The organism is Zafaria sp. Z1313 (assembly GCF_050563205.1).
In the GTDB taxonomy this organism is placed as follows: Bacteria; Actinomycetota; Actinomycetes; order Actinomycetales; family Micrococcaceae; genus JAZDCJ01.
The window spans coordinates 291609-314937 of the sequence record NZ_JBNWUK010000001.1; the positions used below are offsets into that span (position 1 = coordinate 291609).

Annotated in this window: 20 protein-coding genes and 3 pseudogenes; 20 read left to right on the plus strand and 3 right to left on the minus strand. The window is 73.7% G+C overall.

Annotation, left to right across the window (positions count from 1 at the left end; all coding sequences use genetic code 11):
* Positions 1–70 precede the first annotated feature (70 nt).
* Both ACQ3I4_RS01295 and ACQ3I4_RS01300 read left to right on the plus strand, forming a co-directional pair.
* Positions 71–769 (plus strand): hypothetical protein, encoded by a 699-nt coding sequence (locus ACQ3I4_RS01295; protein WP_329859859.1) that lies wholly within the window; start codon positions 71–73, stop codon positions 767–769.
* Positions 762–1934 (plus strand): glycoside hydrolase family 27 protein, encoded by a 1173-nt coding sequence (locus tag ACQ3I4_RS01300; protein ID WP_430632661.1) that lies wholly within the window; start codon positions 762–764, stop codon positions 1932–1934. The genes ACQ3I4_RS01295 and ACQ3I4_RS01300 overlap by 8 nt, the downstream gene beginning before the upstream one ends.
* Here ACQ3I4_RS01300 and ACQ3I4_RS01305 read toward each other — a convergent pair.
* Positions 1909–2829, minus strand: a complete 921-nt coding sequence (locus ACQ3I4_RS01305) for a LysR family transcriptional regulator (RefSeq protein ID WP_329859861.1) — start codon at positions 2827–2829, stop codon at positions 1909–1911. The genes ACQ3I4_RS01300 and ACQ3I4_RS01305 overlap by 26 nt on opposite strands.
* Positions 2830–2958: 129 nt before the next feature.
* Between ACQ3I4_RS01305 and tdh the strand changes: the two genes are divergently transcribed.
* Genes tdh through ACQ3I4_RS01325 form a run of 4 tightly spaced genes read left to right on the plus strand, consistent with a single transcriptional unit; the run spans position 2959 to position 7686 of the window.
* Positions 2959–4005 carry an L-threonine 3-dehydrogenase gene (gene tdh, locus ACQ3I4_RS01310; protein WP_329859862.1) on the plus strand — a complete coding sequence of 349 codons (1047 nt, stop codon included), beginning with the start codon at positions 2959–2961 and terminating at the stop codon, positions 4003–4005.
* A 13-nt stretch (positions 4006–4018) separates the two neighbouring features.
* Positions 4019–5218, plus strand: a complete 1200-nt coding sequence (locus tag ACQ3I4_RS01315) for a glycine C-acetyltransferase (protein ID WP_329859863.1) — start codon at positions 4019–4021, stop codon at positions 5216–5218.
* A gap of 44 nt (positions 5219–5262) precedes the next feature.
* On the plus strand, positions 5263–6411 hold the full coding sequence (locus ACQ3I4_RS01320) for an NAD(P)/FAD-dependent oxidoreductase (protein ID WP_329859864.1): 1149 nt from the start codon (positions 5263–5265) through the stop codon (positions 6409–6411).
* A gap of 36 nt (positions 6412–6447) precedes the next feature.
* The gene (locus ACQ3I4_RS01325; protein WP_329859865.1) at positions 6448–7686 is read left to right on the plus strand and encodes an MFS transporter; all 1239 of its coding nucleotides are present in this window, start codon (positions 6448–6450) and stop codon (positions 7684–7686) included.
* Between the two features lie 15 nt (positions 7687–7701).
* Here the strand turns inward: ACQ3I4_RS01325 and ACQ3I4_RS01330 are convergent, their stop codons facing one another.
* Together ACQ3I4_RS01330 and hutH are read right to left on the minus strand one after the other, a co-directional pair.
* Positions 7702–8397 (minus strand): HutD/Ves family protein, encoded by a 696-nt coding sequence (locus ACQ3I4_RS01330; RefSeq protein ID WP_329859866.1) that lies wholly within the window; start codon positions 8395–8397, stop codon positions 7702–7704.
* A gap of 6 nt (positions 8398–8403) precedes the next feature.
* Entirely contained in the window at positions 8404–9981 is a 1578-nt protein-coding gene (gene hutH, locus ACQ3I4_RS01335; RefSeq protein WP_329859867.1) for a histidine ammonia-lyase, read from the minus strand.
* A 183-nt stretch (positions 9982–10164) separates the two neighbouring features.
* Here hutH and ACQ3I4_RS01340 point away from each other — a divergent pair, with 183 nt between their 5' ends.
* The 14 genes and pseudogenes from ACQ3I4_RS01340 to ACQ3I4_RS01405 all read left to right on the plus strand — a co-directional run bounded on the left by ACQ3I4_RS01340 (position 10165) and on the right by ACQ3I4_RS01405 (position 23324).
* Positions 10165–10809: an IclR family transcriptional regulator gene (locus tag ACQ3I4_RS01340; protein ID WP_329859868.1), complete on the plus strand. Its 645-nt coding sequence runs from the start codon at positions 10165–10167 to the stop codon at positions 10807–10809.
* 83 nt (positions 10810–10892) lie between these two features.
* Entirely contained in the window at positions 10893–12614 is a 1722-nt protein-coding gene (locus tag ACQ3I4_RS01345; protein ID WP_329859869.1) for a urocanate hydratase, read from the plus strand.
* A gap of 9 nt (positions 12615–12623) precedes the next feature.
* Positions 12624–13967: a YjiH family protein gene (locus tag ACQ3I4_RS01350; protein ID WP_329859870.1), complete on the plus strand. Its 1344-nt coding sequence runs from the start codon at positions 12624–12626 to the stop codon at positions 13965–13967.
* A 3-nt stretch (positions 13968–13970) separates the two neighbouring features.
* Positions 13971–15323 (plus strand): allantoate amidohydrolase, encoded by a 1353-nt coding sequence (locus ACQ3I4_RS01355; RefSeq protein ID WP_329859872.1) that lies wholly within the window; start codon positions 13971–13973, stop codon positions 15321–15323.
* Positions 15320–16576 (plus strand): formimidoylglutamate deiminase, encoded by a 1257-nt coding sequence (locus ACQ3I4_RS01360; RefSeq protein ID WP_329859873.1) that lies wholly within the window; start codon positions 15320–15322, stop codon positions 16574–16576. The genes ACQ3I4_RS01355 and ACQ3I4_RS01360 overlap by 4 nt, the downstream gene beginning before the upstream one ends.
* On the plus strand, positions 16573–17763 hold the full coding sequence (gene hutI, locus ACQ3I4_RS01365) for an imidazolonepropionase (protein ID WP_329859875.1): 1191 nt from the start codon (positions 16573–16575) through the stop codon (positions 17761–17763). Before ACQ3I4_RS01360 ends, hutI begins: the two co-directional genes overlap by 4 nt.
* A gap of 176 nt (positions 17764–17939) precedes the next feature.
* On the plus strand, positions 17940–18689 hold the full coding sequence (locus tag ACQ3I4_RS01370; protein ID WP_329859910.1) for an SIS domain-containing protein: 750 nt from the start codon (positions 17940–17942) through the stop codon (positions 18687–18689).
* Positions 18690–18712: 23 nt separating this feature from the next.
* The gene (locus ACQ3I4_RS01375; protein ID WP_329859876.1) at positions 18713–19240 is read left to right on the plus strand and encodes an ROK family protein; all 528 of its coding nucleotides are present in this window, start codon (positions 18713–18715) and stop codon (positions 19238–19240) included.
* Between the two features lie 73 nt (positions 19241–19313).
* Positions 19314–19685, plus strand: a pseudogene (locus tag ACQ3I4_RS01380) (PfkB family carbohydrate kinase); the annotation flags it as partial.
* A 110-nt stretch (positions 19686–19795) separates the two neighbouring features.
* Positions 19796–20101, plus strand: a pseudogene (locus ACQ3I4_RS01385) (PfkB family carbohydrate kinase); the annotation flags it as partial.
* A 21-nt stretch (positions 20102–20122) separates the two neighbouring features.
* Positions 20123–20973 (plus strand): annotated as a pseudogene (locus ACQ3I4_RS01390) (class II fructose-bisphosphate aldolase).
* Positions 20974–21024: 51 nt separating this feature from the next.
* Entirely contained in the window at positions 21025–21858 is an 834-nt protein-coding gene (locus ACQ3I4_RS01395) for a DeoR/GlpR family DNA-binding transcription regulator (protein ID WP_329859878.1), read from the plus strand.
* 41 nt (positions 21859–21899) lie between these two features.
* Positions 21900–22397, plus strand: coding sequence for a thiol peroxidase (tpx, locus tag ACQ3I4_RS01400; protein WP_329859879.1), 498 nt, complete (start codon positions 21900–21902; stop codon positions 22395–22397).
* Between the two features lie 153 nt (positions 22398–22550).
* On the plus strand, positions 22551–23324 hold the full coding sequence (locus ACQ3I4_RS01405; protein ID WP_329859881.1) for a CPBP family intramembrane glutamic endopeptidase: 774 nt from the start codon (positions 22551–22553) through the stop codon (positions 23322–23324).
* The last annotated feature ends 5 nt before the right edge of the window (positions 23325–23329 follow it).

Here is a 23329-nt window from a genome sequence, read left to right on the forward strand (position 1 = left end):
CGGGGCGCCCCGTTCCCTTGAGGCTCCGCTCCCTCAGACACCGTCACCCAACCATCAGAGAGGCAACACCATGACCACTTCACCGGCCATCACCCGGGGATTCAACCGCAAGACCTTCCTCGGCGCGTTCGGCGCCGCGGCGGCGGGCGTAGCCCTGGCCGGCTGCGGGAACGGCGGCGGGGGCGGCGGGGGCGGCACCGCCGCCGACTCCGCGACGCTGCAGCTGCCCACGTACAAGGAGCTCAGCGGCATGAACCCGGACTTCCCGGGCAACGCCGACGGCCTCCAGGCCGTGTACCGGAACATGCCCGCCCCGACCGCCTCGACGCAGGGGGCGCCGCTCAAGGGCAACGTGACGGGCCTGACCCAGACCTTCGACACCGTGGCGCCCGGCATGAAGGACAACCCCTTCTGGCAGCGCCTGAACTCCTCGCTCGGCGACGGCCCGGGCGAGGAGATCCACGTCTGGAACCGGCGGTCCGCGGGACGCGCGGCCCCCGAGCGCGTCGTCGTCATCGAGGACGGGGACGGCGGCCACGGCGGCGCGGACCCGAAGCTCATCGCCGAGTTCCTGCGCTTCGCGCGGGACGGCGGCGCCACCCAGACCAGCCCGATGGCGGCCCGCGAGGCCGTCGCCGCGGGCGTCACGGCGGCGGCCTCGCTGCGCGGCGACGGTTCGGCCCTGCCCGTCCCGGAGCTTCCCCGGGAGCTGCTCGAGTACTTCGCCGCCGGCCAGCCGGCCCCCGTGCAGGAGCAAGCGTGTGCCTGACGCGGCTGCACCCGGGTCGACCACGACCGCGGCTTCTTCCGGCATGGCCGCCGTGGACGGGCACTGGGGCTCCCTGGCGGCGACGCCTCCGATGGGCTGGAACAGCTGGAACCAGGTCCACGAGGCCGTCACCGAGGACGTCGTCATCGCGGCGGCCGAGGCCATGGTCTCCCGTGGCCTGGCCGACGCTGGCTACGAGTACGTCGTCGTCGACGACTGCTGGCAGTCCGCGGAACGGACGCCGGAGGGGCTGCTGCTCCCGAACCCCGGGCGCTTCCCCCGGGGCATGAAGGCGGTCGCGGACCACGTGCACTCGCTCGGCCTGAAGTTCGGCATGTACTCCGCGCCCGGGGAACGCACGTGCGCGGGGCGCCTGGGCAGCTCCGGGCATGAGGAGCGGGACGCGTCGATGTTCGCGGAATGGGGCGTGGACTTCCTCAAGTACGACTGGTGCGGCGCCGGGCCGCTGACGCCGGAGTCGGTGAGGCCCGCGTTCGAGCGCATGCGGGACCCGCTCGTGGCGACGGGCCGCGACATCGTCTACTCCGTGTCCGAGTACGGCGTCGCCCGGCCGTGGGAGTGGGGCCGGGGGACGGCCCATCTGTGGCGGACGACGTTCGACATCTGGCCGCACTGGGGATCGGTGTTCGCGCTGCTCAACCAGCAGTGGGCGGCCTGTGCGGGCAGCGGTCCCGGAGGCTGGGCCGATCCCGACATGCTCCAGGTCGGCAACGGGACGCTGACACCCGAGGAGAACCGGAGCCACATGGCCCTCTGGGCGCTCCTTCCGGCCCCGTTGTTCGCCGGCAACGACCTCGCGGCCGCGAGCGACGACGTCGTGCGGCTGCTCACCCACCCGGGATTGATCGCCGTCAACCAGGATCCGCTCGGGCGCCGCGCCCGGCTCGTCGCGGTGACGCCGGAGGTGATGGTCTGGGCGCGCGAACTCGCCGGAGGCGATCTCGTCCTGGGCGTGTTGAATCATACGGAAGGCCCCGTCGAGGCGGCTGTTCCGCTCGTGCAGGCGGGCGTCGTCGGCCGCTGCACGGCCGTGGACGTGTTCTCGGGGCGGGAGCTCGGAGAACCGGGCGTGGGCTACAAGGCGGTGCTCGAGCGGCACGACACCGCCGTGCTGCGCTTCAATCGCGTTCCATCCCGGCCATGACCTCGCCGAGGGCGTCGCAGACGGTCCGCACCGAGCGCCGCTTGAGGCCCTCGGGCCGGACCAGGAGGTCGATCCTGCGGCGCGTGCTGATGCCGCGCAGCGGGCGCAGCACCACGCCCTCGCTCAGCGCGCGGGTCCCGGCGACGCCGGCCGTGTAGCGGGGCAGCAGTCCGATCACGCCGCCCGCCGCGACGAGCGAGGCGACGGTCGTGTAGTCGTTGATCCGGTGCGCGACGCGGACCGGCGTGCTCGTCACGGCCGCGACGGCGCCGAGCACGTCGGCGGGGGAGTATCCGGTCCGGCTCGTCACCCAGGTCTCGCCCGCGACGTCGTCGACCTCCAGTTCCGCCCGGGCGGCGAGCGGGTGCCCGGCGGGCAGGGCCACGTCGAGCGGCTCGTGCGCGAGCGGCAGGACCGCGACCCGGCGCTCGGGCCACGGCGGACTGTGGTCCATGCGATGGGCCAGCACGACGTCGTAGCGCGCCGTCAGGGCCGGGAAGTCCTCTTGCGCGACGTCCTCGTCGGAGAACAGGACGCGCGGCAGCCCCGGTCCGCCCAGGCGCGCCGCGAGCGGCCCGAAGAGCGACTGGCCCGCGCTGTGGAAGCCGCAGACCGTGACCTCGCCCTCGGCGGACCCGTGGTAGCTGACGAGCGCCGCCCGGGCGTCGGCGAGGGCGCTGACGACGGCGGCTCCGGCTTCGGCCAGCACCTCGCCGGCGTCGGTGAGGACCAGGGTCCTCCCGTCGCGGCGGGTCAGGGGCACGCCCGCGCTGCGCTGCAGGAGCGCGAGCTGCTGGGAGACGGCCGAGGGCGTGACGCGGAGCATGTCGGCGACGGCCTTGACGGATCCGAGCTCGCCGAGCTCCCGCAGGATCCTGAGTTGGTTGACCTCCATGCACCGAGTCTAAACATAAGTAAAACCTAAATCGACGATTGAGAAAGTTCTCGTTGTGCTAAGTCGTTGCGGCGGGTCTAATGGGTGGTGCGGTGCGCACTGGCGCCGACGAGGAACGAGGGGAACACCATGAAGGCGCTCTACAAGTCCGGACCGCACGCCGGCCTGGAACTGGTCGACCGGCCCGAGCCCGAGACCGGTGCGCACGACGTGAAGATCCGCGTCATGACGACCGGCATCTGCGGCACCGACCTCCACATCCTGGCCTACGACGAGGCCGCGCGGGCCATGATCAACGCCCCGATGATCCCGGGCCACGAGTTCTACGGCGAGGTCGTCGAGGTGGGCTCGCTGACGGGCCACGTCCAGGTCGGCGACCGCGTCTCCGGCGAGGGCCACGTGGTCTGCGGCATGTGCCGCAATTGCCGTGCCGGGCGCCGCCAGATGTGCATCAACACCGTCTCGGTCGGCGTGCAGCGCGACGGCGCCTTCGCCGAATACGTCGTGATCCCCGAGGCCAACGTCTGGGTGCACCGCTCCGACGCCGTGACCCCGGAGCTCGGCGCCGTCTTCGACCCCTTCGGCAACGCCGTGCACACGGCCCTGTCCTTCCCGCTCGTCGGCGAGGACGTCCTCATCACGGGCGCCGGCCCGATCGGGCTCATGGCCATCGAGGTGGCCCGCCACGCCGGGGCGCGCAAGATCGTCGTCACCGACGTCTCCGCGCCGCGGCTCGAGCTGGCCCGGTCCCTCGGGGTCGACCTCGCCGTCGACGTCTCGGCCACGAGGATCGCCGACGCGCAGCGGGAGCTCGGGATGCTCGAGGGCTTCGACATCGGGCTCGAGATGTCCGGGCACCCGTCCGCCCTGCCCGAGATGATCGACAACATGAACCACGGCGGCAAGATCGCCATGCTCGGACTGCCCAGCGCCCCGATCGACATCAACTGGGGCAAGGTCGTCACCCACATGCTCACGCTCAAGGGCATCTACGGGCGCGAGATGTTCGAGACATGGTACGCCATGAGCGCCATGCTCTCCTCCAACGCGCAGCTGCGTGAGAGGATCGCCTCGATCGTCACCGACCGGCTCCCGGCCACGGAATGGGAGGCCGGCTTCGCGGCGGCCGCCGCCGGCCACGGCGGCAAGGTCGTGCTCGACTGGACCGTCTTCTAGGAAGGGAAAACCCATGTACACGACCCTCAAGGAGCAGCTCGGCGCCGAACTGGCGCAGATCGAGGCCGACGGCCTGTTCAAGCGCGAGCGCCACATCGACTCCGCCCAGTCCAACCGCATCGCCGCGGGCCCCCTCGGCGGCCCGTCGCGGCCCGTGCTGAACTTCTGCGCCAACAACTACCTGGGCCTCGCCGACGACCCCCGGCTCATCGCCTCCGCCAAGGCGGCCCTCGACGAGCGCGGCTTCGGCATGGCCTCGGTGCGCTTCATCTGCGGCACGCAGGATGCGCACCTCGAGCTCGAGGGCCGCCTCTCCGGCTTCCTCGGCACCGAGGACACGATCCTCTTCTCCAGCTGCTTCGACGCCAACGGAGGCGTCTTCGAATCGCTCTTCGGCCCCGAGGACGCCATCATCTCCGACGCGCTCAACCACGCGTCCATCATCGACGGCATCCGCCTGAGCAAGGCGGCGCGCTTCCGCTACGCCAACCAGGACATGGCCGACCTCGAGGAACAGCTGAACGCCGCGGCCCGGATGAACGACGGCGCCGGCCCCCGACGGAGCGTCATCGTCACCGACGGGGTGTTCTCCATGGACGGCTACCTCGCGCCGCTGCGCGAGATCTGCGACCTCGCCGAGCGCTTCGGCGCGCTCGTCATGGTGGACGACTCCCACGCCGTCGGCTTCATGGGCCCCACGGGCGCCGGCACCCCGGAACACGCCGGCGTCTCGGACCGCGTCGACCTCTACACCGGGACCTTCGGCAAGGCCCTCGGCGGGGCCTCCGGCGGCTACGTCTCCGGCCGCGCCGAGATCATCGCCCTGCTGCGGCAGAAGGCGCGCCCCTACCTCTTCTCCAACTCGCTCGCCCCCGCGATCGTCGCGGCGACCCTCACGGCGCTCGAGCTCGTCGAGGGCTCGGGCGAGCTGCGCGCCCGGCTCTTCGAGAACGCCGCGCACTTCCGCCGGCGGATGGAGGAGGAGGGCTTCGAACTCCTTCCCGGCGAGCACGCGATCGTCCCCGTCATGTTCGGCGACGCCGTCAAGGCCGCCGAGGTCGCCGACCGCATGCTCGGGCACGGCGTGTTCGTCACGGCCTTCAGCTTCCCGGTGGTGCCGCGCGGCGCCGCGCGCATCCGCGTGCAGCTCTCCGCCGCGCACACCCCGGAGGACATCGAGGCCTGCGTCGCCGCCTTCGTCGCGGCACGCTGACGCCCGGGCAGCCCTCCGATGACGGGACGTGGCAGGCTGGGACCATGAGCGGGACCATGAGCGGGACCACGGCAGGGGCCGGCGGAGCGGACGGCGTCCTCGAGTGCGGCGTCGTCGTCATCGGGGGAGGGATCGCCGGGCTCTCGCTCGCCGCGGTCCTGGCGCCCCGCACCGGCGTCGTCCTCCTCGAGGCGGAGGAGGAGCTCGCCCACCACACCTCCTCCCGCTCGGCCCAGCAGCTCATCCCCAGCTACGGGCCCGAGCCGGTGCGCGCCCTGACCCGGCGCACCCTCGAGGCCCTCGCCGCGCTGCCGCCCGGGCCCCGCGGACCGCTGGCCTGGCCGAGCTCCTTCCTCATGGTCGGCACGCGGCGGGACGTGGACGCGCACGGCTCCGACGCCATGGCCGGGATCGGCCGCGCCGAGGCGCTGCGGCTGTCCCCGGTGCTGCGCCCGGAGGCGTTCGAGGCCGCCGGCCTGGACGCGACGAGCGTCAGGACCGACGCCGCCGGGCTCATCGAGCACCATCGCCGACTCGCCCGTGGGCACGGGGCGGCGGTCCTGACAGGGCAGCGCGTCGTCGGCGCCGAGCGCGTCGACGGGTCGTGGACGGTGCGGACCGCGGCCGGGGCCGTGGTCCGCGCCCCGTGGCTCGTCGACGCCGCCGGCGCGTGGGCCGACGGGGTCGCACGGGCCGCCGGCGCCGCACCGCTCGGCCTGGTCCCCCTGCGCCGCACCGCCGCGTACGTCCGCGTCGCCGAGCCGCTTCCCGAGGGGACCCCGATGACGGCCGCGGCCGACGACTCCTGGTACTTCCGCCGCGAGGGGGAGCTCGTGCTCGTCTCGCCGGCAGAATCGGAGCCCGCCGAGCCGGGTGACGCGCAGCCACGGGCGGCCGACGTCGCCGACGTCGTCCGCCGGATCGAGGCCGCGACGACGCTTCAGGTGACGGGCGTGGAGCGGGCGTGGACCGGGCTGCGCACCGAGGCGCCCGACGGCGTGCCCGTCCTGGGGCCCGACCCGGACGTGCCCGGCTTCTTCTGGCTCGCCGGGCAGGGCGGCTACGGCTTCCAGACCTCGACGGGCATGGCGGAGCTCGCCGCCGCGCTGCTCCTGGGCGATCAGCCGCCCTTCGGCCCGGACGTCGTCGCCGCCCTGTCGCCGGGACGCTTCCGGCGCCGCGCCACCGAGTGATTTCAGTTTTCCCAATCGCTCTGCGATGCTCATGACGTGAGCACCGACACGCCTGCCCTCGGGGCGGGATTCAGCTGGCTGTGGACCTCCTCCGCGCTGTCCAACCTCGCGGACGGCGTCCTGAAGATCGCCCTGCCCCTCATCGCCCTGCGCTTCACCGATTCTCCCGCCCTGATCGCCGGGCTCGGCGTCGCCCTGAGCCTGCCGTGGCTGCTCTTCGCCCTGCCCGCGGGAGCGCTCGCCGACCGTTGGGACCGGCGGCGCTCGATGCTCGGCGCGAACGCCGTCCGCTGCCTCGTGCTGCTCCTGCTGTGCGCGGCCTTTCTCGGCGGCTTCGCCCAGTTGTGGGTCCTCTACGTCGCGGCGTTCGTGATCGGCTGCACCGAGACGCTCTACGACACCTCGGCCCAGTCGATCCTGCCCCAGCTCGTGCCCGCGGCCCGCCTGGACGCCGCGAACGGGCGGCTGCAGGCCGCCGAGCTCACGACAAACCAGTTCATCGGCCCGCCGCTCGGCGGCGTCCTCGCCGCGGGAGGGGCCGCGCTCGCCTTCGCCACGCCCGCCGGGCTCTGGCTCGTCGCCGTCGGCGCGCTGTGGATGGTGCGCGGATCGTTCCGCATCCAGCGCACGGGCACGGCGACGACCCTGCGCGCGGACATCGGCGAGGGCCTGCGCTTCCTGTGGTCCAACATCGTCCTGCGCGTCCTGGCCCTCATGGTCGGCGGATTCAACCTCGCCACGAGCGCCATGTTCGCCGTGTTCGTGCTCTACGCCGTCGGGCCCGCCTCGCCCATGGGGCTCAGCGAGCCCGCGTTCGGCCTGCTGCTCACCGCGACGGCCGCGGGGGCCGTGGCGGGCTCGCTCCTCGCCGGCCAGGCCGCCGCGCTCCTGGGCCGGTCCCGCTCGCTGCTCATCGCCATCGTCACGGGCGCCGTGCTCGTGGGCCTGCCGGCCCTGACGGCGAACCCCTGGGCGATCGGGGCGTCCTTCCTCGTTGGCGGGCTCGGGATCGCGCTGTGGAACGTCATCACCGTGACCCTGCGGCAGCGGATCGTCCCCGCCGCGCTCATGGGCCGGGTCAACAGCGGCTACCGGCTCCTCGCCTGGGGCACGATGCCGCTCGGCGCGGCGGCCGGCGGCCTGCTCGCCGAGTGGATCGGCCTGCGGCCCGTGTTCGCCGTCTTCGGCCTGCTGACGCTCGCCTTGCTCGTGGGGATGGTGTGGGTCACCGACGCCCGGATCGCGCAGGCGGAGGACGACGCCGCCCGCGCCTGAGGGCGCGCCCCCGGGTCACGGGGCCCCGGGTCCTCCGGGGGCGTCGAGGGAGACCACGGCGAGGAAGCCGCGGCCCGTGACAGTGGGCGCGTCGCCGCCGTAGCCTCCCGCGCCGGGCACGAGGTCGTAGCGCTCGAGCGCTGCGTGCTTCGATCCTGCCCCGGAGGCCTCCGCCGCCGGGAGCACGGCCTCCGCCGCGCCGTCCAGGAACACGGCGTACTGGCCCGCGAAGACGGGGTGCGGCCGTTTCCGGGACAGCTCGACGATGGCCACATGGGCCTTCCATCCGCCGGCCGTGATGACGTTGAGGTTGCGCACGGAACCCGTCGGCAGGGTGGCCGAGGCCGGTGCCCCGCCGTCGAAGCGGAAGGGGCGGTGGCGCTCGAGGCCCTGCTCGCGCCCCTGGACCGTGAGCAGGAGCAGCTCGCCCTCGACGACGGTCAGGACGCGTTCGCAGCCGTCGAACGCGGAGAACGGGCCGGCGCGGTCCACGTCCGCGAGGCTGATGCGCCAGGGACGGGCGCCGGCGTCGTCCGCCTCGGCGGCGAGCAGGACGCGCGTGGTTCCGCCGCCGTTGCGCCAGCGCTCGGGACGGGCCGAGGAGAAGCGGACGACGCCGGGGCCGCACCCCGTGCGCGGGACGTCGTCGCGTGCGCCACCCGGACGCGGGGCCTCCACGCCGTCCGGGGAGCCGCCCCGAGGGGTCCCCATGCCGGCCTAGGCCAGCTCCGGCGCGCCCGCGCCGCGTGCGGCGGCGTTGGCGGCCTCGAGGAGCGAGCCGTCCCGCACGAGGGCGAGCACGGCCTGGATCTCAGGCGCGAGGTAGCGGTCCGTGCCCGGGCCCTCCACAACGGAGCGGATGGCCGTGCGGACGGCCGTCACGACGGGGGACGACTTCGAGGAGCCAAGGCCACCGTCGCGCAGGTCGAGCGCCCGGGCCGAGGTGAGCAGTTCGACGGCCAGCACCTGCTCGAGGCCGTCGATTCCCCGGCGCAGCTTCAGGCCCGCGGCCCAGCCCATGGAGACGTGGTCCTCCTGCATCGCGGAGCTCGGGATCGAGTCCACCGAGGCCGGGACGGCGAGCCGCTTGAGCTCGGAGACGATGCCGGCCTGGGTGTACTGGGCGATCATGTGGCCCGAGTCGACGCCCGGATCGTCCGCGAGGAACGCGTTGAGGCCGTGGTTGCGGGCCTTGTCCAGGAAGCGGTCGGTGCGCCGCTCGGAGATGGAAGCGAGGTCGGCGACCGCGATCGCCAGGAAGTCCAGGGCGTAGCCAACGGGGGCGCCGTGGAAGTTCCCGTTGGACTCGACCCGGCCGTCCGGCGTCACGACGGGGTTGTCGATCGCCGAGGCGAGTTCGAAGCCCGCCACGGATTCCGCGTGGTCCAGCGTCGCCCGCACGGCGCCGTGCACTTGCGGGGCGCAGCGCAGCGAATAGGCGTCCTGGACGCGCGTGAAGCGGTGCTCGCCGTGCTTCTGCTCCTCGATGAGCACCGAGCCCGCGAGGACGGTGCGCAGGTTCGCGGCGGAGGCCAGCTGGCCGGGGTGCGGGCGCAGGGCGTGCAGGTCCTCGGCGAAGACGGCGTCCGTGCCGAGCAGGCCCTCGACGCTCATCGCCGCGGCGAGGTCGGCCGTGGTGACGAGGCGGCGCAGGTCGGCCGCGGCCATGAGCAGCATCCCGAGCATGCCGTCGGTCCCGTTGATGAGGGCCAGGCCCTCCTTCTCCACGAGCTCGACCGGCTCCAGCCCGGCCTCGGCGAGCGCGTCGGCCGCGTCGACGAGCCGGCCGTCGCGCGTGCGGGCCCGTCCCTCGCCCATGACGGCGAGGGCGCAGTGGGACAGCGGCGCGAGGTCGCCCGAACAGCCCAGGGAGCCGTACTCGCCGACGACGGGCGTGATGCCGTGGTTCAACAGCGCCGCGTAGGCGCGGGCCACGAGCGGCCTCACGCCCGTGCGGCCCGTGGCCATGGTGTGCAGGCGGTTGAGCATGAGCCCGCGGACGACCTCGCGGTCCACCTCGGCGCCGGAGGAGGCCGCGTGGGAGCGGATGAGGGAGCGCTGCAGCTGGGCGCGCAGCTCGACGGGGATCTGCTTGGTGGCGAGGGCCCCGAACCCGGTGGAGACGCCGTAGTGCGGGCGTTCGTCGTGGACGAGCCCGTCGATGACGGCCCGGGAGGACTCCATGGCGGCGAGCGCCTCGGGGGAGAGGACGACCTCAGCGCCGCCGCGGGCCACGGCCACGACCTCGGCGGGGCTGAGCGGCGTGGGGGCGAGGGTCACGGTGCCTGCGGACATCGGCGTCCTTTCGGGAAATGGAACGGGGGTTCTGAACCATGAAACACGGCGGGCACCCTTGGCGTCAATGTACCGACTGATGAAAATCTCTTGCCATCTGCTGCAACGATGTGCTGTCATGGATGTGAGCCAGGCAATATCAGCCCGGCCACCCAGCAGCCCGACGACGCCGAGGAGCACCCCATGGCCGAGAACGCCGACGCCACCACCCGGACGGCGGACCGCGTCCTGGCCCTGTTGCGCGCCGTGTGCGAGGCCGACGGGGTCAAGCTCTCCGACGCGGCCAAGGAGGTCGGACTCTCGCCGTCGACGGCGCTGCGTCTGCTGCGCACGCTCGAGGCCAACGGCTTCGCCCGCAAGGACGATTCCGGGGCCTACCGGCCCGGCTTCCGCATGATCCAGCTCGGCGTCGAGGCGCTCGGGCACGAGTCGCTCATCGAGGCGGCCCGCCCCGCCCTGCGCCGGCTCGTCGACGCCACGGGCGAGTCCGCCTACCTCTCCGTAGCCACGGGCAACGGCCACGGGCTCTACCTCGCCATCGAGGAGGGCACGCACACCGTCCGCCACGTCAACTGGGTCGGCCGGACCTTCCCCCTTCAGAACAGCGCCTCCGGCGCCGTGCTCCGGGGCGCGGTCGCCCCGGGAGGCTACCTCGTGGTCCCCGACGGCGTCGAGGTCGACGTCACGGCCGTGGCCGCGCCGGTCATGGTCGGCGGCAAGGTCGCCGCGGCCCTCTCCGTCGTCGCGCCGAGCTACCGCACCACGGCGGAGGCCGCCGAACGCACCGGCGCCCTCGTCGCGGGCGAGGCCGCCGAGCTCTTCACGTGAGCCCGGCCGGCACCACCCCGTCCACGCAGTCCACCCCGTCCAGCCCCCGAACCGAACCCCGCCACGACAGACAAGGAACAGCGATGACCTTCACGCAGCACGATCCCTCCCGCACCGTCCGCGCCCCGCGCGGCACCGAACTGACCGCGAAGTCGTGGCAGACCGAGGCGCCGTTGCGCATGCTCATGAACAACCTCGATCCGGAGGTCGCCGAGCGTCCCGAGGACCTCGTCGTCTACGGCGGCACGGGCCGCGCCGCCCGCTCCTGGGAGGCCTACGACGCGATCGTGAAGACCCTCGCCGACATCGAGGACGACGAGACGCTCCTGATCCAGTCCGGCAAGCCCGTCGGGGTCTTCCGCACCAACGTGTGGGCTCCCCGCGTGCTGATCGCCAACTCCAACCTTGTCGGCGACTGGGCGACGTGGCCCGAGTTCCGCAAGCTCGAGGCCGAGGGCCTGATGATGTACGGGCAGATGACCGCGGGCTCCTGGATCTACATCGGCACGCAGGGCATCCTCCAGGGCACCTACGAGACCTTCGCCGCCGTCGGACGCAAGCTCGCGGCCGAGGGCCGCCACCCCGCGCCGGCCGCCGAGGGCTCGGGGGAGGGCCCCCTGGCCGGGACGCTGACCCTGACCGGGGGGTGCGGCGGCATGGGCGGCGCGCAGCCGCTCGCCGTCACCCTCAACGACGGAGCCTGCCTCGTCGTGGACGTCTCCGAGGACCGCTTGCGCCGCCGCGTCGGCAAGCGCTACCTCGACGAGGTCGAGACCGACCTCGACGCCGCGATCGCCAAGGTCCAGGCGGCCAAGGCGGAGCGCCGCGGCTGGTCCGTCGGCTACGTCGGCAACGCCGCCGAGGTCTTCCCCGAGCTGCTGCGCCGCCACGGGGCCGGCGAAGTGGTGATCGACGTCGTCACCGACCAGACGAGCGCCCACGACCCGCTGAGCTACCTGCCGCTCGAGTACACGGTCGAGCAGTGGGCCGCCGAGGCCGCCGCCGATCCGGTGGGCTTCACCAAGAAGGCCCAGGAGTCCATGGCACGCCACGTCCAGGCGATGGTGGAGTTCCAGGATGCCGGCGCCGAGGTCTTCGACTACGGCAACTCCATCCGCGACGAGGCCCGCAAGGGCGGCTACGACCGCGCGTTCGAGTTCCCCGGATTCGTCCCCGCCTACATCCGCCCGCTCTTCTGCGAGGGCCTCGGCCCGTTCCGCTGGGTCGCCCTGTCCGGCGACCCCGAGGACATCCGGGTGACGGACGAGGCGATCAAGGAGCTCTTCCCGGAGAACGCCCACCTGCGCAAGTGGCTCGACGCCGCGGCCGAGCGCGTCGAGTTCGAGGGCCTGCCGGCGCGCATCTGCTGGCTCGGCTACGGCGAGCGCCACCAGGCCGGCCTGCTCTTCAACCGCCTCGTCGCCGAGGGCAAGGTCAAGGCGCCGATCGTGATCGGCCGCGACCACCTCGACTCGGGCTCGGTCGCCAGCCCCTACCGGGAGACGGAGTCCATGAAGGACGGCTCCGACGCGATCGCCGACTGGCCGCTGCTCAACGCCCTGACCGCCGCGAGCTCGGGCGCGACCTGGGTCTCCCTGCACCACGGCGGCGGGGTCGGCATCGGCCGCTCCATCCACGCCGGGCAGGTCTCCGTGGCCGACGGCACGGAGCTCGCCGCAGCCAAGCTCACCGCGCTGCTGACCAACGACCCCGGCATGGGCGTCATCCGCCACGTCGACGCCGGCTACGAGCGCGCCTCCGAGGTCGCCGCCGAGCGCGGCGTCCGTATCCCGATGGCCGAGTAGAAGCAGACCATGGACAACACCCGCAATCCCGAGGTCCAGGAGACCGCGACCGCGCGGAGGCCCCGCGGGACCTGGCGCTTCTTCGTCTACAGCGTCATCGGCATCTTCATGTTCTTCGTCCCGATCACCATCGGGGAGAGGAACACCATCCCGCTGGACCACCTCGTCACGGCCGTCTCCACGCTCCTCGGCGGCGGAGCGAAGTTCGTGGCGCTCGCGCTCATCGTCGCGGGCACGATCTACCCGTTCGCGAGCGGGCGCTGGAAGGAGTCGCCGGTCAAGCGCACCTTCGCCTTCCTGAACATCCTCGGCCTCGCCACGGGCACGGCGCTCGTGTTCGGCGTCGGCCCGGCGTGGCTCTTCGACCCGGACCTGGGACCCTTCCTCTTCGACAAGCTCGTCATCCCCGTCGGCCTGATCGTCCCGATCGGCGCCGTCTTCCTGGCCATGCTCGTCGGATACGGCCTCATGGAGTTCACGGGCGTCCTGGTCCAGCCGGTCATGCGCCCCGTGTGGCGCACGCCGGGCCGCTCGGCGGTGGACGCGGTCGCCTCGTTCGTCGGCAGCTACTCCCTGGGGCTGCTGATCACCGACCGCGTGTACCGCGCCGGCCGCTACACGGCCCGCGAGGCGGCGATCATCGCCACGGGCTTCGCCACGGTCTCGGTGACGTTCATGGTGATCGTGGCCAAGACGCTGGACATCATGCACTTGTGGCTGCCGTACTTCTTCCTCACCTTCGCCGTCACCTTCCTCGTCACCGCGATCACGGTGCGGATCCCGCCGCTGAGCCGGATCAAGGAGGACTACTACCCGGGGGCGGAGCCCCAGCCCGAGGAGAAGGTCACCTCCCGCCGCCTCGCGACGGCGTGGGACGAGGCCATGCAGGTCCTCGCGAAGGCGCCGGGCCTGGGCCGGAACGTCTTGGAGAACTTCCGCGACGGGGTCCTGATGGCCATGGCGATCCTGCCCTCGATCCTCTCCGTGGGGCTGATCGGCCTGCTGTTGGCCCGCTTCACGCCCGTCTTCGACTGGCTCGGCTACGTCTTCTTCCCGATCACGTGGGCCCTGCAGCTGCCGGACCCGATGCTGGCCGCGAAGGCCTCCGCAGTGGGCATCGCCGAGATGTTCCTGCCGGCCACGGTCGTCGCGGGTCACGAGTCGGAGCTGCTGCGCCTGGTCATCGGCGTCGTCTCCGTCTCGGCGATCATCTTCTTCTCCGCGCTCGTGCCGTGCATCCTGGCCACGCGCATCCCGATCAAGGTGTGGCAGCTCGTGGTGATCTGGTTCCAGCGTGTCGCGCTGACGCTGATCCTCGCCACCCCGGTCGCGTTCCTCATCGCAGAAAGGTAGCCCATGCCCGCCACCGCCCCGTCGTCGGCCGCCGGTGCCGTCGTCCCCCTCATGTCCGCGATCGCGGACACGGGCAGGGACGCGCGCCGCGGCGGCTACACCCGCCCCGTGTTCACCTCCTCCGAGCTCGAGCTGCGCGAGTGGTTCACCGCCGAGGCCTCCTCCCGCGGGCTCGCCGTGGAGACCGACGCCAATGGGCTGATCTGGGCGTGGTGGGACCTGCCCGCGACGAAGGACGACGCCGGGGCCCGCCCGGGTGCCGGAGCCCGGGCGGGCGGGGCGCCGGCGTCGTCCCCCGATCCGCGGCGCGGAGCCCTCGTCACCGGATCCCACCTGGACTCCGTGCCCGGGGGCGGGGCGTTCGACGGCCCGCTCGGCGTCGCCTCCGCGCTCGCGGCGTTCGACGAGCTGCGCGCCCGCGAGGCCGCGGGATCGCTCGAGCGGCACCGCGCGTTCGCCATCGCCGTGTTCCCCGAGGAGGAGGGCTCCCGCTTCGGCGTCGCGTGCCTCGGCTCCCGCCTCCTGACGGGCGCGATCGACCCCGCCCGGGCGCTCGCGCTGCGCGACGCCGACGGGACCACGTTCGCCGACGCGGCCCGCGCCCACGGGCTCGACCCCGACCGGATGGGCCGGGACGAGGCCGCGCTCGCCCGCATCGGCGACTTCATCGAGCTGCACGTGGAGCAGGGCCGCGGCCTCAACACGGAGGAGTTCACGGACCACGCCGGGCGCGGCCCGGCGCTCGCCGTCGGCTCCGCGATCCTCGGCCATGGCCGCTGGCGCCTGAGCGTCTCGGGGCAGGGCAACCATGCGGGCACGACCCTCATGGAGGACCGCGCGGATCCCCTGGTCGCCGCCGCCCAGATGGTGCTCGCCGTCCGCCAGGCGGCCCGTGCGCAGGACGGCGCCCGCGCCACCGTCGGCCGGCTCGAGCCCGTCCCCGGCGGCACCAACGTCATCGCCTCCCGCGTGGACTTCTGGCTCGACGTGCGCCATCCGGACGACGCCGTCACCGCCGCGCTCGTCGAACGCATCCACGGCCAGGCGCAGAAGATCGCCGCCTTCGAGGGCTGTACCGTGGCCCTCACGGAGGAGTCCTACTCCGGCACCGTCCACTTCGATCCGGCCCTGCAGCGCTCCCTCCAGCGCTCGGTCGGCCGGGTCAGCCCCGGGGCACCGCTCTTGGACACGGGGGCGGGACACGACGCCGGCGTGCTCTCCTCCGAGGTGCCCACGGGCATGCTCTACGTGCGCAATCCGAGCGGCATCAGCCACGCGCCCGAGGAACACGTCGAGGACGCCGACGCCGTCGCCGGTGCCCTCGCGCTCGCCGACGCCCTCGAGGAGCTCCTGTGAGCGCCGCGGGCGGCGCGCCCGCGGGCCCCGGAGGCTCCACGGTCCGCGTCCCCGGCCCCGTCAACGCCCACTCGCACGCCTTCCACCGCATCCTCCGCGGGCGCACCCACCTCGGGGCGGCCGGCGGGGCCGGGGACTTCTGGACGTGGCGCGAGCAGATGTACGGCGCGGCCTCCCACCTCGGACCCCGGGAGTACGGGCGGCTCGCCACGGCCGTGTTCGCGGAGATGGCCGTGACCGGCTGGACCGCCGTGGGGGAGTTCCACTACGTCCACCACCGCGCCGACGGCACGCCCTACCCCGACCACGACATGGAGAGAGCGCTCGCCCGGGCCGCGATCGCCGCCGGGATCCGGCTCGTGCTGCTGGACACGTGCTACCTCGACGGCGGACTCGCCGCCGACGGGACCGTGCTGCCGCTGGATCCCGTCCAGCGCCGCTTCAGCGACGGATCCGCCGGCGCCTGGCTCGCCCGCCGCCGCGGACTCGCCGCCGCCCTCGCCGAGGAGGACGCCGGCCGCGGGCTCGTCACGCTCGGCGCGGCCATCCACTCCGTCCGCGCCGTCCCGCCCGCGGCGCTCGCCGAGATCGCCGCGGGACTCGCCGCCGAACCGGACGCGCCCCTGCACGTGCACCTCTCGGAACAGCCCGCGGAGAACGCCGCGTGCCGGGCCGCGTACGGCATGAGCCCCACGCGGCTGCTCGCCGAGCACGGGCTGCTCACGGGGCGGCTCTCCGCGGTCCACGCCACGCACCTCGACGACGAGGACATCGCGCTCCTCGGCGCGGCCGGAGCGTCGATCGTGATGTGCCCGACGACGGAGGCGGACCTCGCCGACGGCATCGGTCCGGCCCGGGAGCTCGCCGACGCCGGCGCGGTGATCGCGCTCGGAACGGACCAGCACGCCGTCGTCGACCCCTTCCTGGAGCAACGCGCCCTCGAGCACGGGGAGCGCCTGCGGAGCGGGATCCGCGGGCGCTTCAGCCCGTCCGGGCTCGCGGACGCCGCGCGCGCCGGCGGCCTGCGCAGCCTGGGGCTCCCGGAGAACGACGACCACCTGCTGGTCGACGCGGCCAGCACGCGCACCGCGGGCTCCCGCCCGGGGCAGCTGATGCTCTCGGCGACGTCCGCGGACGTGGCCCGCGTCGTCGTCAACGGCACCGTCGTGGCCGAACACGGGCGCCACACGCTCCTCGGCGACCCCGCCGGCCTCTACGCCTCCTTCCTCGCCGACCACCCGGAGTTCGCATGAGCACCCTCTTGATCACCCACGTGTCCGAGCTGACCACCGTCGACGCCGAGGGCACCGTCCTGCGCGACGCCGCCCTCCTCGTCGAGGACGGGCGCATCGCCTGGATCGGCGCGGCCTCGGCCGCGCCGGCCGCGGACGAGCGGTACGACGCCGGAGGCCGCGCGCTCCTGCCGGGCTGGGTCGACTCCCATACGCATCTGGTCTTCGACGGGGACCGCGGCGCCGAGTTCGAGGCGCGCATGGCCGGGCAGGCCTATGCCGCCGGCGGCATCGGGACCACCATGAAGGCGACGCGGGCCGCGGGGGACGCGCGGCTGTCCGGGCTCGTCGCGGCCCGCGTCGCCGAGGCGGTGGCCGGCGGCACGACCTACCTCGAGACCAAGACCGGCTACGGACTGGACGTGGCGCAGGAGGCCCGGCACGCGCGGATCGCGGCGGAGGCCGTGGACCAGGTGACGTTCCTCGGAGCGCACCTGGTCCCCCAGGGCCAGGACGCGGACGCCTACACCGAGCTCGTCTGCACTCAGATGCTCGAGGCGGTCGCACCGCACGTGCGCTGGATCGACGTCTTCTGCGAACGCGGCGCGTTCACCGCGGAGCAGTCCCGGCGTGTGCTCGAGGCCGGTCGCGCGGCCGGACTCGGCCTGCGCGTGCACGGCAACCAGCTCGGACCGGGCCCGGGCGTCCGGCTCGCGGTCGAGTTCGGCGCCGCGAGCGTGGACCACGTCAACCACCTGGACGCCGAAGACCTCGGGGCGCTCGCCGGCAGCTGGAGCGGTTGGGACGCGGCCGCCCGGAGCGGGGAGCGTGGCACGGTGGCCACGTGCCTCCCGGCGTGCGACCTCTCGACGCGGCAGCCGCTCGCACCGGGCCGGGAGCTCCTCGACGCCGGCGTGCAGATCGCGCTCGCCTCGAATTGCAATCCCGGGACGAGCTACACGAGCTCGATGGCCTTCTGCGTGGCCACGGCCGTGCTGCAGATGCGGCTCACCCTGGCCGAGGCGGTCGCCGCGGCCACCTACGGCGGCGCGCTCGCGCTCGGGGTCGAGGCGGAGACGGGCAGCCTCGAGGTCGGCAAGCGCGCGGACCTGCACCTGCTCGAGGCCCCCGCGGCGATCCACCTGGCCTACCGCCCCGGCATGCCGTCGACGGCCGCGGTCTGGAAGGACGGCGTGCGCCTGCGCTGAATCCTGCGCGGCACCATCGCCCCACCGTCGATTGTTTTTGACGACTAGACAAGGGAAACAATCAGAAGTAATCATTGAGTCACGATGTGATGCACGCGGCCTCAAGGCCCCGTGAAAGGGACTGCATCGTGACCACGAGCGAACGACTCGACGCAGCCACCGGGCTGGGAGCCCACATGGAGCGCGAGCTCACGAGCCAGCCGGGGCTCTGGCAGCGGGCCATCGAGCAGTCGCGTGCCGAGTCCCTGTTGCCGGCCGACGGGGCCCGCATCGCGCTCGTCGGCTGCGGCACCTCGTGGTTCAAGGCCCAGGCCTACGCCGTCGCCCGGGAAACCGCCGGCCGCGGCGTCACGGACGCCTTCGCCGCCTCCGAGGCGCTCATCGACGGGCGCGGCTACGACGCCGTCGTCGCCATCACGCGCTCCGGGACCACGACCGAGGTCCTCGAGCTGCTGCGCCGCATCGACCCGGCGATCCCCACCGTCGCGATCGTGGGCGACACGAGCTCGCCGATCACGACGCTCGCCGGCTCCGTCGTCGAACTGCCGTACGCGGACGAGCGGTCGGTCGTCCAGACGCGCTTCGCCACGACCGCCCTGGCCTACCTGCTCACGAGCGTCGGCATCGACCTGTCGGCCGCCGTCGAGGACGCCCGCGCCGCCGTGTCCGAGGAGACTCCCCGGGAGCTCCTCGACGCCGCGCCCGGCCGCGTCACGTGGGTCTTCGGCGAGGCGCCGGAAGGCCTCGACGCCGACGTCGCCGCGACCGGTGCCACCTACCGCGCCGACGGCGGGCACCCGCTCGCCACCCTGGCCCGCGTGCACAAGACGACCCTCGACCGGGCGCGCGCCCGCGGCCTGGACCCGGACGCCCCCCCGCAACGCAACCTGACGCGCTCCGTCATCCTGGAGCCCGGGCGGGCCTGAGGCCCCGTCCGCGCGACCACGCCATGACCACGACCCCGCGACCGCATCCGGCGGCACGCCACCTGCTCTTCGACGTCGGGGGCACGGACATCAAGTCCGCCCTTGCCGACGCCGACGGGCGGCTCATCGACGTCGCCCGGACGCCCACGCCCCGCGACGCCTCCGATCCCGGCGGCGCCGTCGTCGAGGCCCTCGCACGCCTCACAGCCGAGCGCGGGACCGGGGGGCTGCGCTCGGCCGGTGTCGTGCTGTGCGGGATCGTGGACGAGGCGGCGGGAACCGGTGTCTATTCCGCGAACCTCGGCTGGCGGGACTTCCCGTTCCGGTACCGCTTGGGGGCGGCGCTGGGGCTCCCGGTCGGCCTGGGGGACGACGTCGGTGCCGCCGCCGAGGCGGAGCTCGCCCTCGGCGTGGGCCGGGACGGCGCGGGGGCCGCGCCGGCCGACGCGGCCATTGCCCGGCGCTACTCCGAGGCCGCCGGGACCCCCGTCGGCGGCGCCCGGGACGTCATCGAGCGCGCGGCGGCCTCGCCGAGGCGGGCGACGCGCTGATCGCCCCGCTCCGCGACGCCGTCGGGGCCCGATTGTCCTTCCACCGCAAGCCGCGGATCGCCGCGGCGCGGTCATGATCCTCACGGTCACCGCCAACCCGGCCCTCGACGAGACCTATCAGGTGGACGGGATCGATCCGGATGGGACGCACCGCGTCGACGCCCCGGCCTCGCGGGCCGGCGGCAAGGGGCTCAACGTGGCCCGCGTCCTGCACGCGCAGGGCGTGCCCGTCACGGCGCTGGCCACGTGTGTAGGGCCCGTCGGCGCGGCCTTTGCCGCGGAACTCGAGTCGAGCGGCATCCCGCACCACCTCGTCCCGGTCGCCGGCACGACGCGGCGCAGCTTCGCGCTCGTGCAGCCGGACGGGCGGACAGCGGTCTTCAACGAGCGCGGCCCGGCGCTCGAGGCGGCCGAGTGGTCGCGACTGCGCGACGCGGCCGGGACCCTGCTGGCCGGGGCGTCCGTCGTCGTCGCTTCCGGAAGCCTGCCGCAGGACGCGCCCCGGGACTTCCACCCGTGGCTCGTCGCCGAGGCCAGGGCCGCCGGGCCCCGGTCATGGTCGACACCTCGGGACCCGCGCTCCTGGCCGCGGCGCGGGCCGGCGCCGACGTGCTCAAGCCGAACCACCACGAGCTCCTCGAGGCCACCGGGGCGCCGGACCTGCCCACGGCCGCGGCCGCGCTCCTGGAGCTCGGGGCCCGCTGCGTGTTCGCGAGCTCGGGCGAGGACGGGCTCGCCGTGTTCGACGCCGCCGCGCCCGGCCGGTGGATCTCCGCGCGGTTGCCCGCCCCGCTGAGCGGCAACCCCACGGGGGCCGGCGACGCCGCGGTCGCCGCCATCGCCGCGGGACTGCTCGAGCCGGACGCGAGTCCGGAACGGCTCCTGCGTCGCGCGGCCTCCTGGTCCGCCGCCGTCGCCGCGCGCCGCTGCCAGGGCGCGTTCAACGTGATCCACCTCGAGACGGCCGATGCGCTCGTGGCCGCCGCCGAGGAGGCCCGGCTGCCGGTCATCCTGCAGATCTCGGAGAACTGCGTGAAGTACCACGGTGCGCTCGAGCCCATCGCCGCCGCGTGCCTCGCGGCCGCCCGCGGCGCGACCGTGCCCGTCGCCGTCCACCTCGACCACGCCGAGAGCGAGGAGCTCGCGCTCGCCGCCGTCGACCTCGGCTTCGGCTCCGTGATGTACGACGGCGCCCACCTCGACTACGCCGACAACGTCGCCGCGACGCGCCGCGTCGTCGCCTACGCGCACGAGCGCGGCGTGTACGTCGAGGCCGAGCTGGGCAAGGTCGGGGGCAAGGACGGAGCCCATGCGCCGGGGGTGCGGACCGACCCGGGGGAGGCGGCGGCCTTCGCCGAGCAGACCGGAGTGGACGCGCTCGCCGTGGCCGTCGGCTCCTCCCACGCGATGCTCGAGCGCAGCGCCTCTCTGGACCTGGAGCTCATCGCCCGGCTCGACGCCGCGCTGGACGTCCCGCTCGTGCTGCACGGCTTCTCCGGCGTCCCGACGAGGTGATTTCCGCGGTCATCGCGGCGGGCATGCGCAAGATCAACGTCTCCACGCATCTGAACCGCTTCTTCACCGAGGCCGTCCGCGCGCACCTCGACGCCCACCCGGCACTCGTCGACTCGCGCAAGTACCTCGCCGAGGGCCGCCGCGCGATGTCCGCGGAGGCCGCGCGGCTCCTGACGCTCTTCGCCGGCGCGGACCGCGCCGTGCCGGCCGCCCGCTAGATATGCTGCTAGGGCGGCGCGCGGTGGGCGCGGGAGCGACAAGGAGCGGGAATGCAACGCAGTGAACGCCTGAGGGAGATCCTCAACCTCCTCGCGGAGGAGGGCCAGCTGGAAGTCGGCGACGTCGTCGATCGGCTCGGTATCTCGCCCGCGACGGCCCGGCGCGACCTCGACTCCCTCGCCGCGCAGCGCCTCCTGACCCGCACGCACGGCGGGGCGACGACGAACACCCTCTCCTTCGACCTGCCCGGGAAGTACACGCGGGACGCGGCGGCCGGACGCAAGCGGGCGATCGCGGCCTTCGCCGGCTCGCTCGTGTCACCGGGGATGAGCATCGGGCTGACCGGCGGCACGACGTGCAGCGCGATCGCGACGCACCTCGGCCTGCGGGAGGACCTCGCCGATCCCTCCGGGCAGCCCGGCATCACGGTGGTCACGAACTCGGTCAACATCGCCACGACGCTCGCGGTCCGCAGCCACGTCAAGGTCATGGCCACGGGCGGCGTGCTCAACCCCAGCTCGTACGAGCTCGTGGGCTCCTTTGCCGAGCAGTCGCTGCAGCGCGTCAGCCTGGACCTGGCCTTCATCGGCGTCGGCGGGATCGACGCGGAGGGCCCGACGGTCCACGACGAGGCCGAAGCGGCGGTCAACTCGCTCATGGCGGCCCGGGCGGCCCGCGCCTACGTCGTCGCGGATTCCTCCAAGATCGGCCGGCGCGCGTTCGTCTCGCTCGAGGGCGCGCGGTTCGGCCACGTCGTGACCGACGCCGACCTGGACGAGGCACAGCGTGCGCTGCTCGAGGGCGCCGGCTACGAGGTCGTCGTGGCCGAGGACGCGGCCGACGACGAGCGGCCGGCCGCCGACGCGGCGCAGGGCGGCGCGTAGCACGGACCGTGACGCCGGGCCGTCCGTGATAGACAGGAGTCATGGCAACCACCGCATTCAGGGGAACCCCCGTCCAGACCATCGGCGAGCTTCCGACCGCCGGCACCACCGCCCCGGGCTTCGAGCTCACCGCCGCGGACCTGTCCGCGCTGAGCAGCGAGGACCTGGCCGGGCGCCGGGTCGTCCTGAACATCTTCCCGAGCATCGACACGGGCGTCTGCGCCGCGAGCGTGCGCCGCTTCAACGAACTCGCCGCCTCGCTCGAGAACACCGCCGTCGTGTGCGTCTCCGCCGACCTGCCGTTCGCCCTGTCCCGCTTCTGCGGCGCCGAGGGCATCGAGAATGTCGTGGCCGGTTCCACCTTCCGCTCCGCGTTCGGGCAGGACTACGGCACCACGCTGATCGACGGCCCGCTGGCGGGCCTGCACGCGCGCTCCGTCGTCGTCCTGGATGCGGACCGCACCGTGCTGCACACCGAGCTCGTCCCCGAGACCGGCCAGGAACCGGACTACGACGCCGCGGTCGCGGCCCTGGCCTAGCAGGCACCACCGGCCACGGGCCACGGACAGCCCGGCGGAAGCGCGCCACCACGCGGAGCCGCCGGGCTGTTCCGTGCCCGGGGGCCACCGCTTCCGGCGCAGGGGGGAGCTCGGTGCCGCCCCGGGGCCGCAGGGGCCGTAGGCTGGGTGACCATGAAGCACCCCGAGCCGCCCGCCGTGGGCACCGAGCGGAACATGCTGCGGGCCCAGCTGCTTCTGGTCCTGGCCCTCTCGCTCGGCCAGTCCGCCGTCTACGCCGTTGTGAACCTGCTGGACAAGCTGTCCCGGGAGCCGCTCGCGCAGCAGACGACGCGCATGAACACGAGCCTGAACGACCGGCAGTACTTCGACCTGACGTACCAGCTCCTCGACATCGGCTTCTCGCTCGTACCCGTCGCGCTCGTCTTCTTCTTCCTGCACCAGGCCGGACGCAACGGCTTCCGGCTGTTCGGCTTCGATGGCCGCCGCCCGTGGCCCGACGCCGGCTGGGGCCTGCTCCTGTTCGGGGCGATCGGCGTCGGCACGCTCGGCGTCTACGCGGCGGGCCGGGCCCTGGGCATCACCACGGCGATCGTCCCCGCGGCCCTGGATCCGTTCTGGTGGACCATCCCCGTGCTCGTCCTCTCCGCGGTGCGCCACGGGATCCTCGAGGAGGTCGTCGTCGTCGGCTTCCTCTTCCACGTGTTGCGCCGGATCGGCTGGGGCCCCTGGGCCGTCATCGTCGCCAGCGCGCTGTTCCGCGGCAGCTACCACCTCTACCAGGGGTTCGGGCCGTTCATCGGCAACGCCCTCATGGGACTCGCCTTCGGCTGGTTCTACCACCGCTACGGCCGGGTCATGCCGCTCGTGATCGCCCACGCGCTCCTGGACTCGGCCGGGTTCGTCGGATACGCGCTCCTGGGGCCCGCGATCGGCATCGGTTCCTAGCGGGC

Excerpts from the sequence above, each read along its gene's own strand:
- ACQ3I4_RS01295 (WP_329859859.1), top strand. The coding sequence starts at position 71 with ATGACCACTTCACCGGCCATCACCCGGGGATTCAACCGCAAGACCTTC.
- ACQ3I4_RS01305 (WP_329859861.1), bottom strand. The coding sequence starts at position 2,829 with ATGGAGGTCAACCAACTCAGGATCCTGCGGGAGCTCGGCGAGCTCGGA.
- tdh (WP_329859862.1), top strand. The coding sequence starts at position 2,959 with ATGAAGGCGCTCTACAAGTCCGGACCGCACGCCGGCCTGGAACTGGTC.
- ACQ3I4_RS01315 (WP_329859863.1), top strand. The coding sequence starts at position 4,019 with ATGTACACGACCCTCAAGGAGCAGCTCGGCGCCGAACTGGCGCAGATC.
- ACQ3I4_RS01320 (WP_329859864.1), top strand. The coding sequence starts at position 5,263 with ATGAGCGGGACCATGAGCGGGACCACGGCAGGGGCCGGCGGAGCGGAC.
- ACQ3I4_RS01330 (WP_329859866.1), bottom strand. The coding sequence starts at position 8,397 with ATGGGGACCCCTCGGGGCGGCTCCCCGGACGGCGTGGAGGCCCCGCGT.
- hutH (WP_329859867.1), bottom strand. The coding sequence starts at position 9,981 with ATGTCCGCAGGCACCGTGACCCTCGCCCCCACGCCGCTCAGCCCCGCC.
- ACQ3I4_RS01340 (WP_329859868.1), top strand. The coding sequence starts at position 10,165 with ATGGCCGAGAACGCCGACGCCACCACCCGGACGGCGGACCGCGTCCTG.
- ACQ3I4_RS01345 (WP_329859869.1), top strand. The coding sequence starts at position 10,893 with ATGACCTTCACGCAGCACGATCCCTCCCGCACCGTCCGCGCCCCGCGC.
- ACQ3I4_RS01350 (WP_329859870.1), top strand. The coding sequence starts at position 12,624 with ATGGACAACACCCGCAATCCCGAGGTCCAGGAGACCGCGACCGCGCGG.
- ACQ3I4_RS01355 (WP_329859872.1), top strand. The coding sequence starts at position 13,971 with ATGCCCGCCACCGCCCCGTCGTCGGCCGCCGGTGCCGTCGTCCCCCTC.
- hutI (WP_329859875.1), top strand. The coding sequence starts at position 16,573 with ATGAGCACCCTCTTGATCACCCACGTGTCCGAGCTGACCACCGTCGAC.
- ACQ3I4_RS01370 (WP_329859910.1), top strand. The coding sequence starts at position 17,940 with ATGGAGCGCGAGCTCACGAGCCAGCCGGGGCTCTGGCAGCGGGCCATC.
- ACQ3I4_RS01375 (WP_329859876.1), top strand. The coding sequence starts at position 18,713 with ATGACCACGACCCCGCGACCGCATCCGGCGGCACGCCACCTGCTCTTC.
- ACQ3I4_RS01395 (WP_329859878.1), top strand. The coding sequence starts at position 21,025 with ATGCAACGCAGTGAACGCCTGAGGGAGATCCTCAACCTCCTCGCGGAG.
- tpx (WP_329859879.1), top strand. The coding sequence starts at position 21,900 with ATGGCAACCACCGCATTCAGGGGAACCCCCGTCCAGACCATCGGCGAG.
- ACQ3I4_RS01405 (WP_329859881.1), top strand. The coding sequence starts at position 22,551 with ATGAAGCACCCCGAGCCGCCCGCCGTGGGCACCGAGCGGAACATGCTG.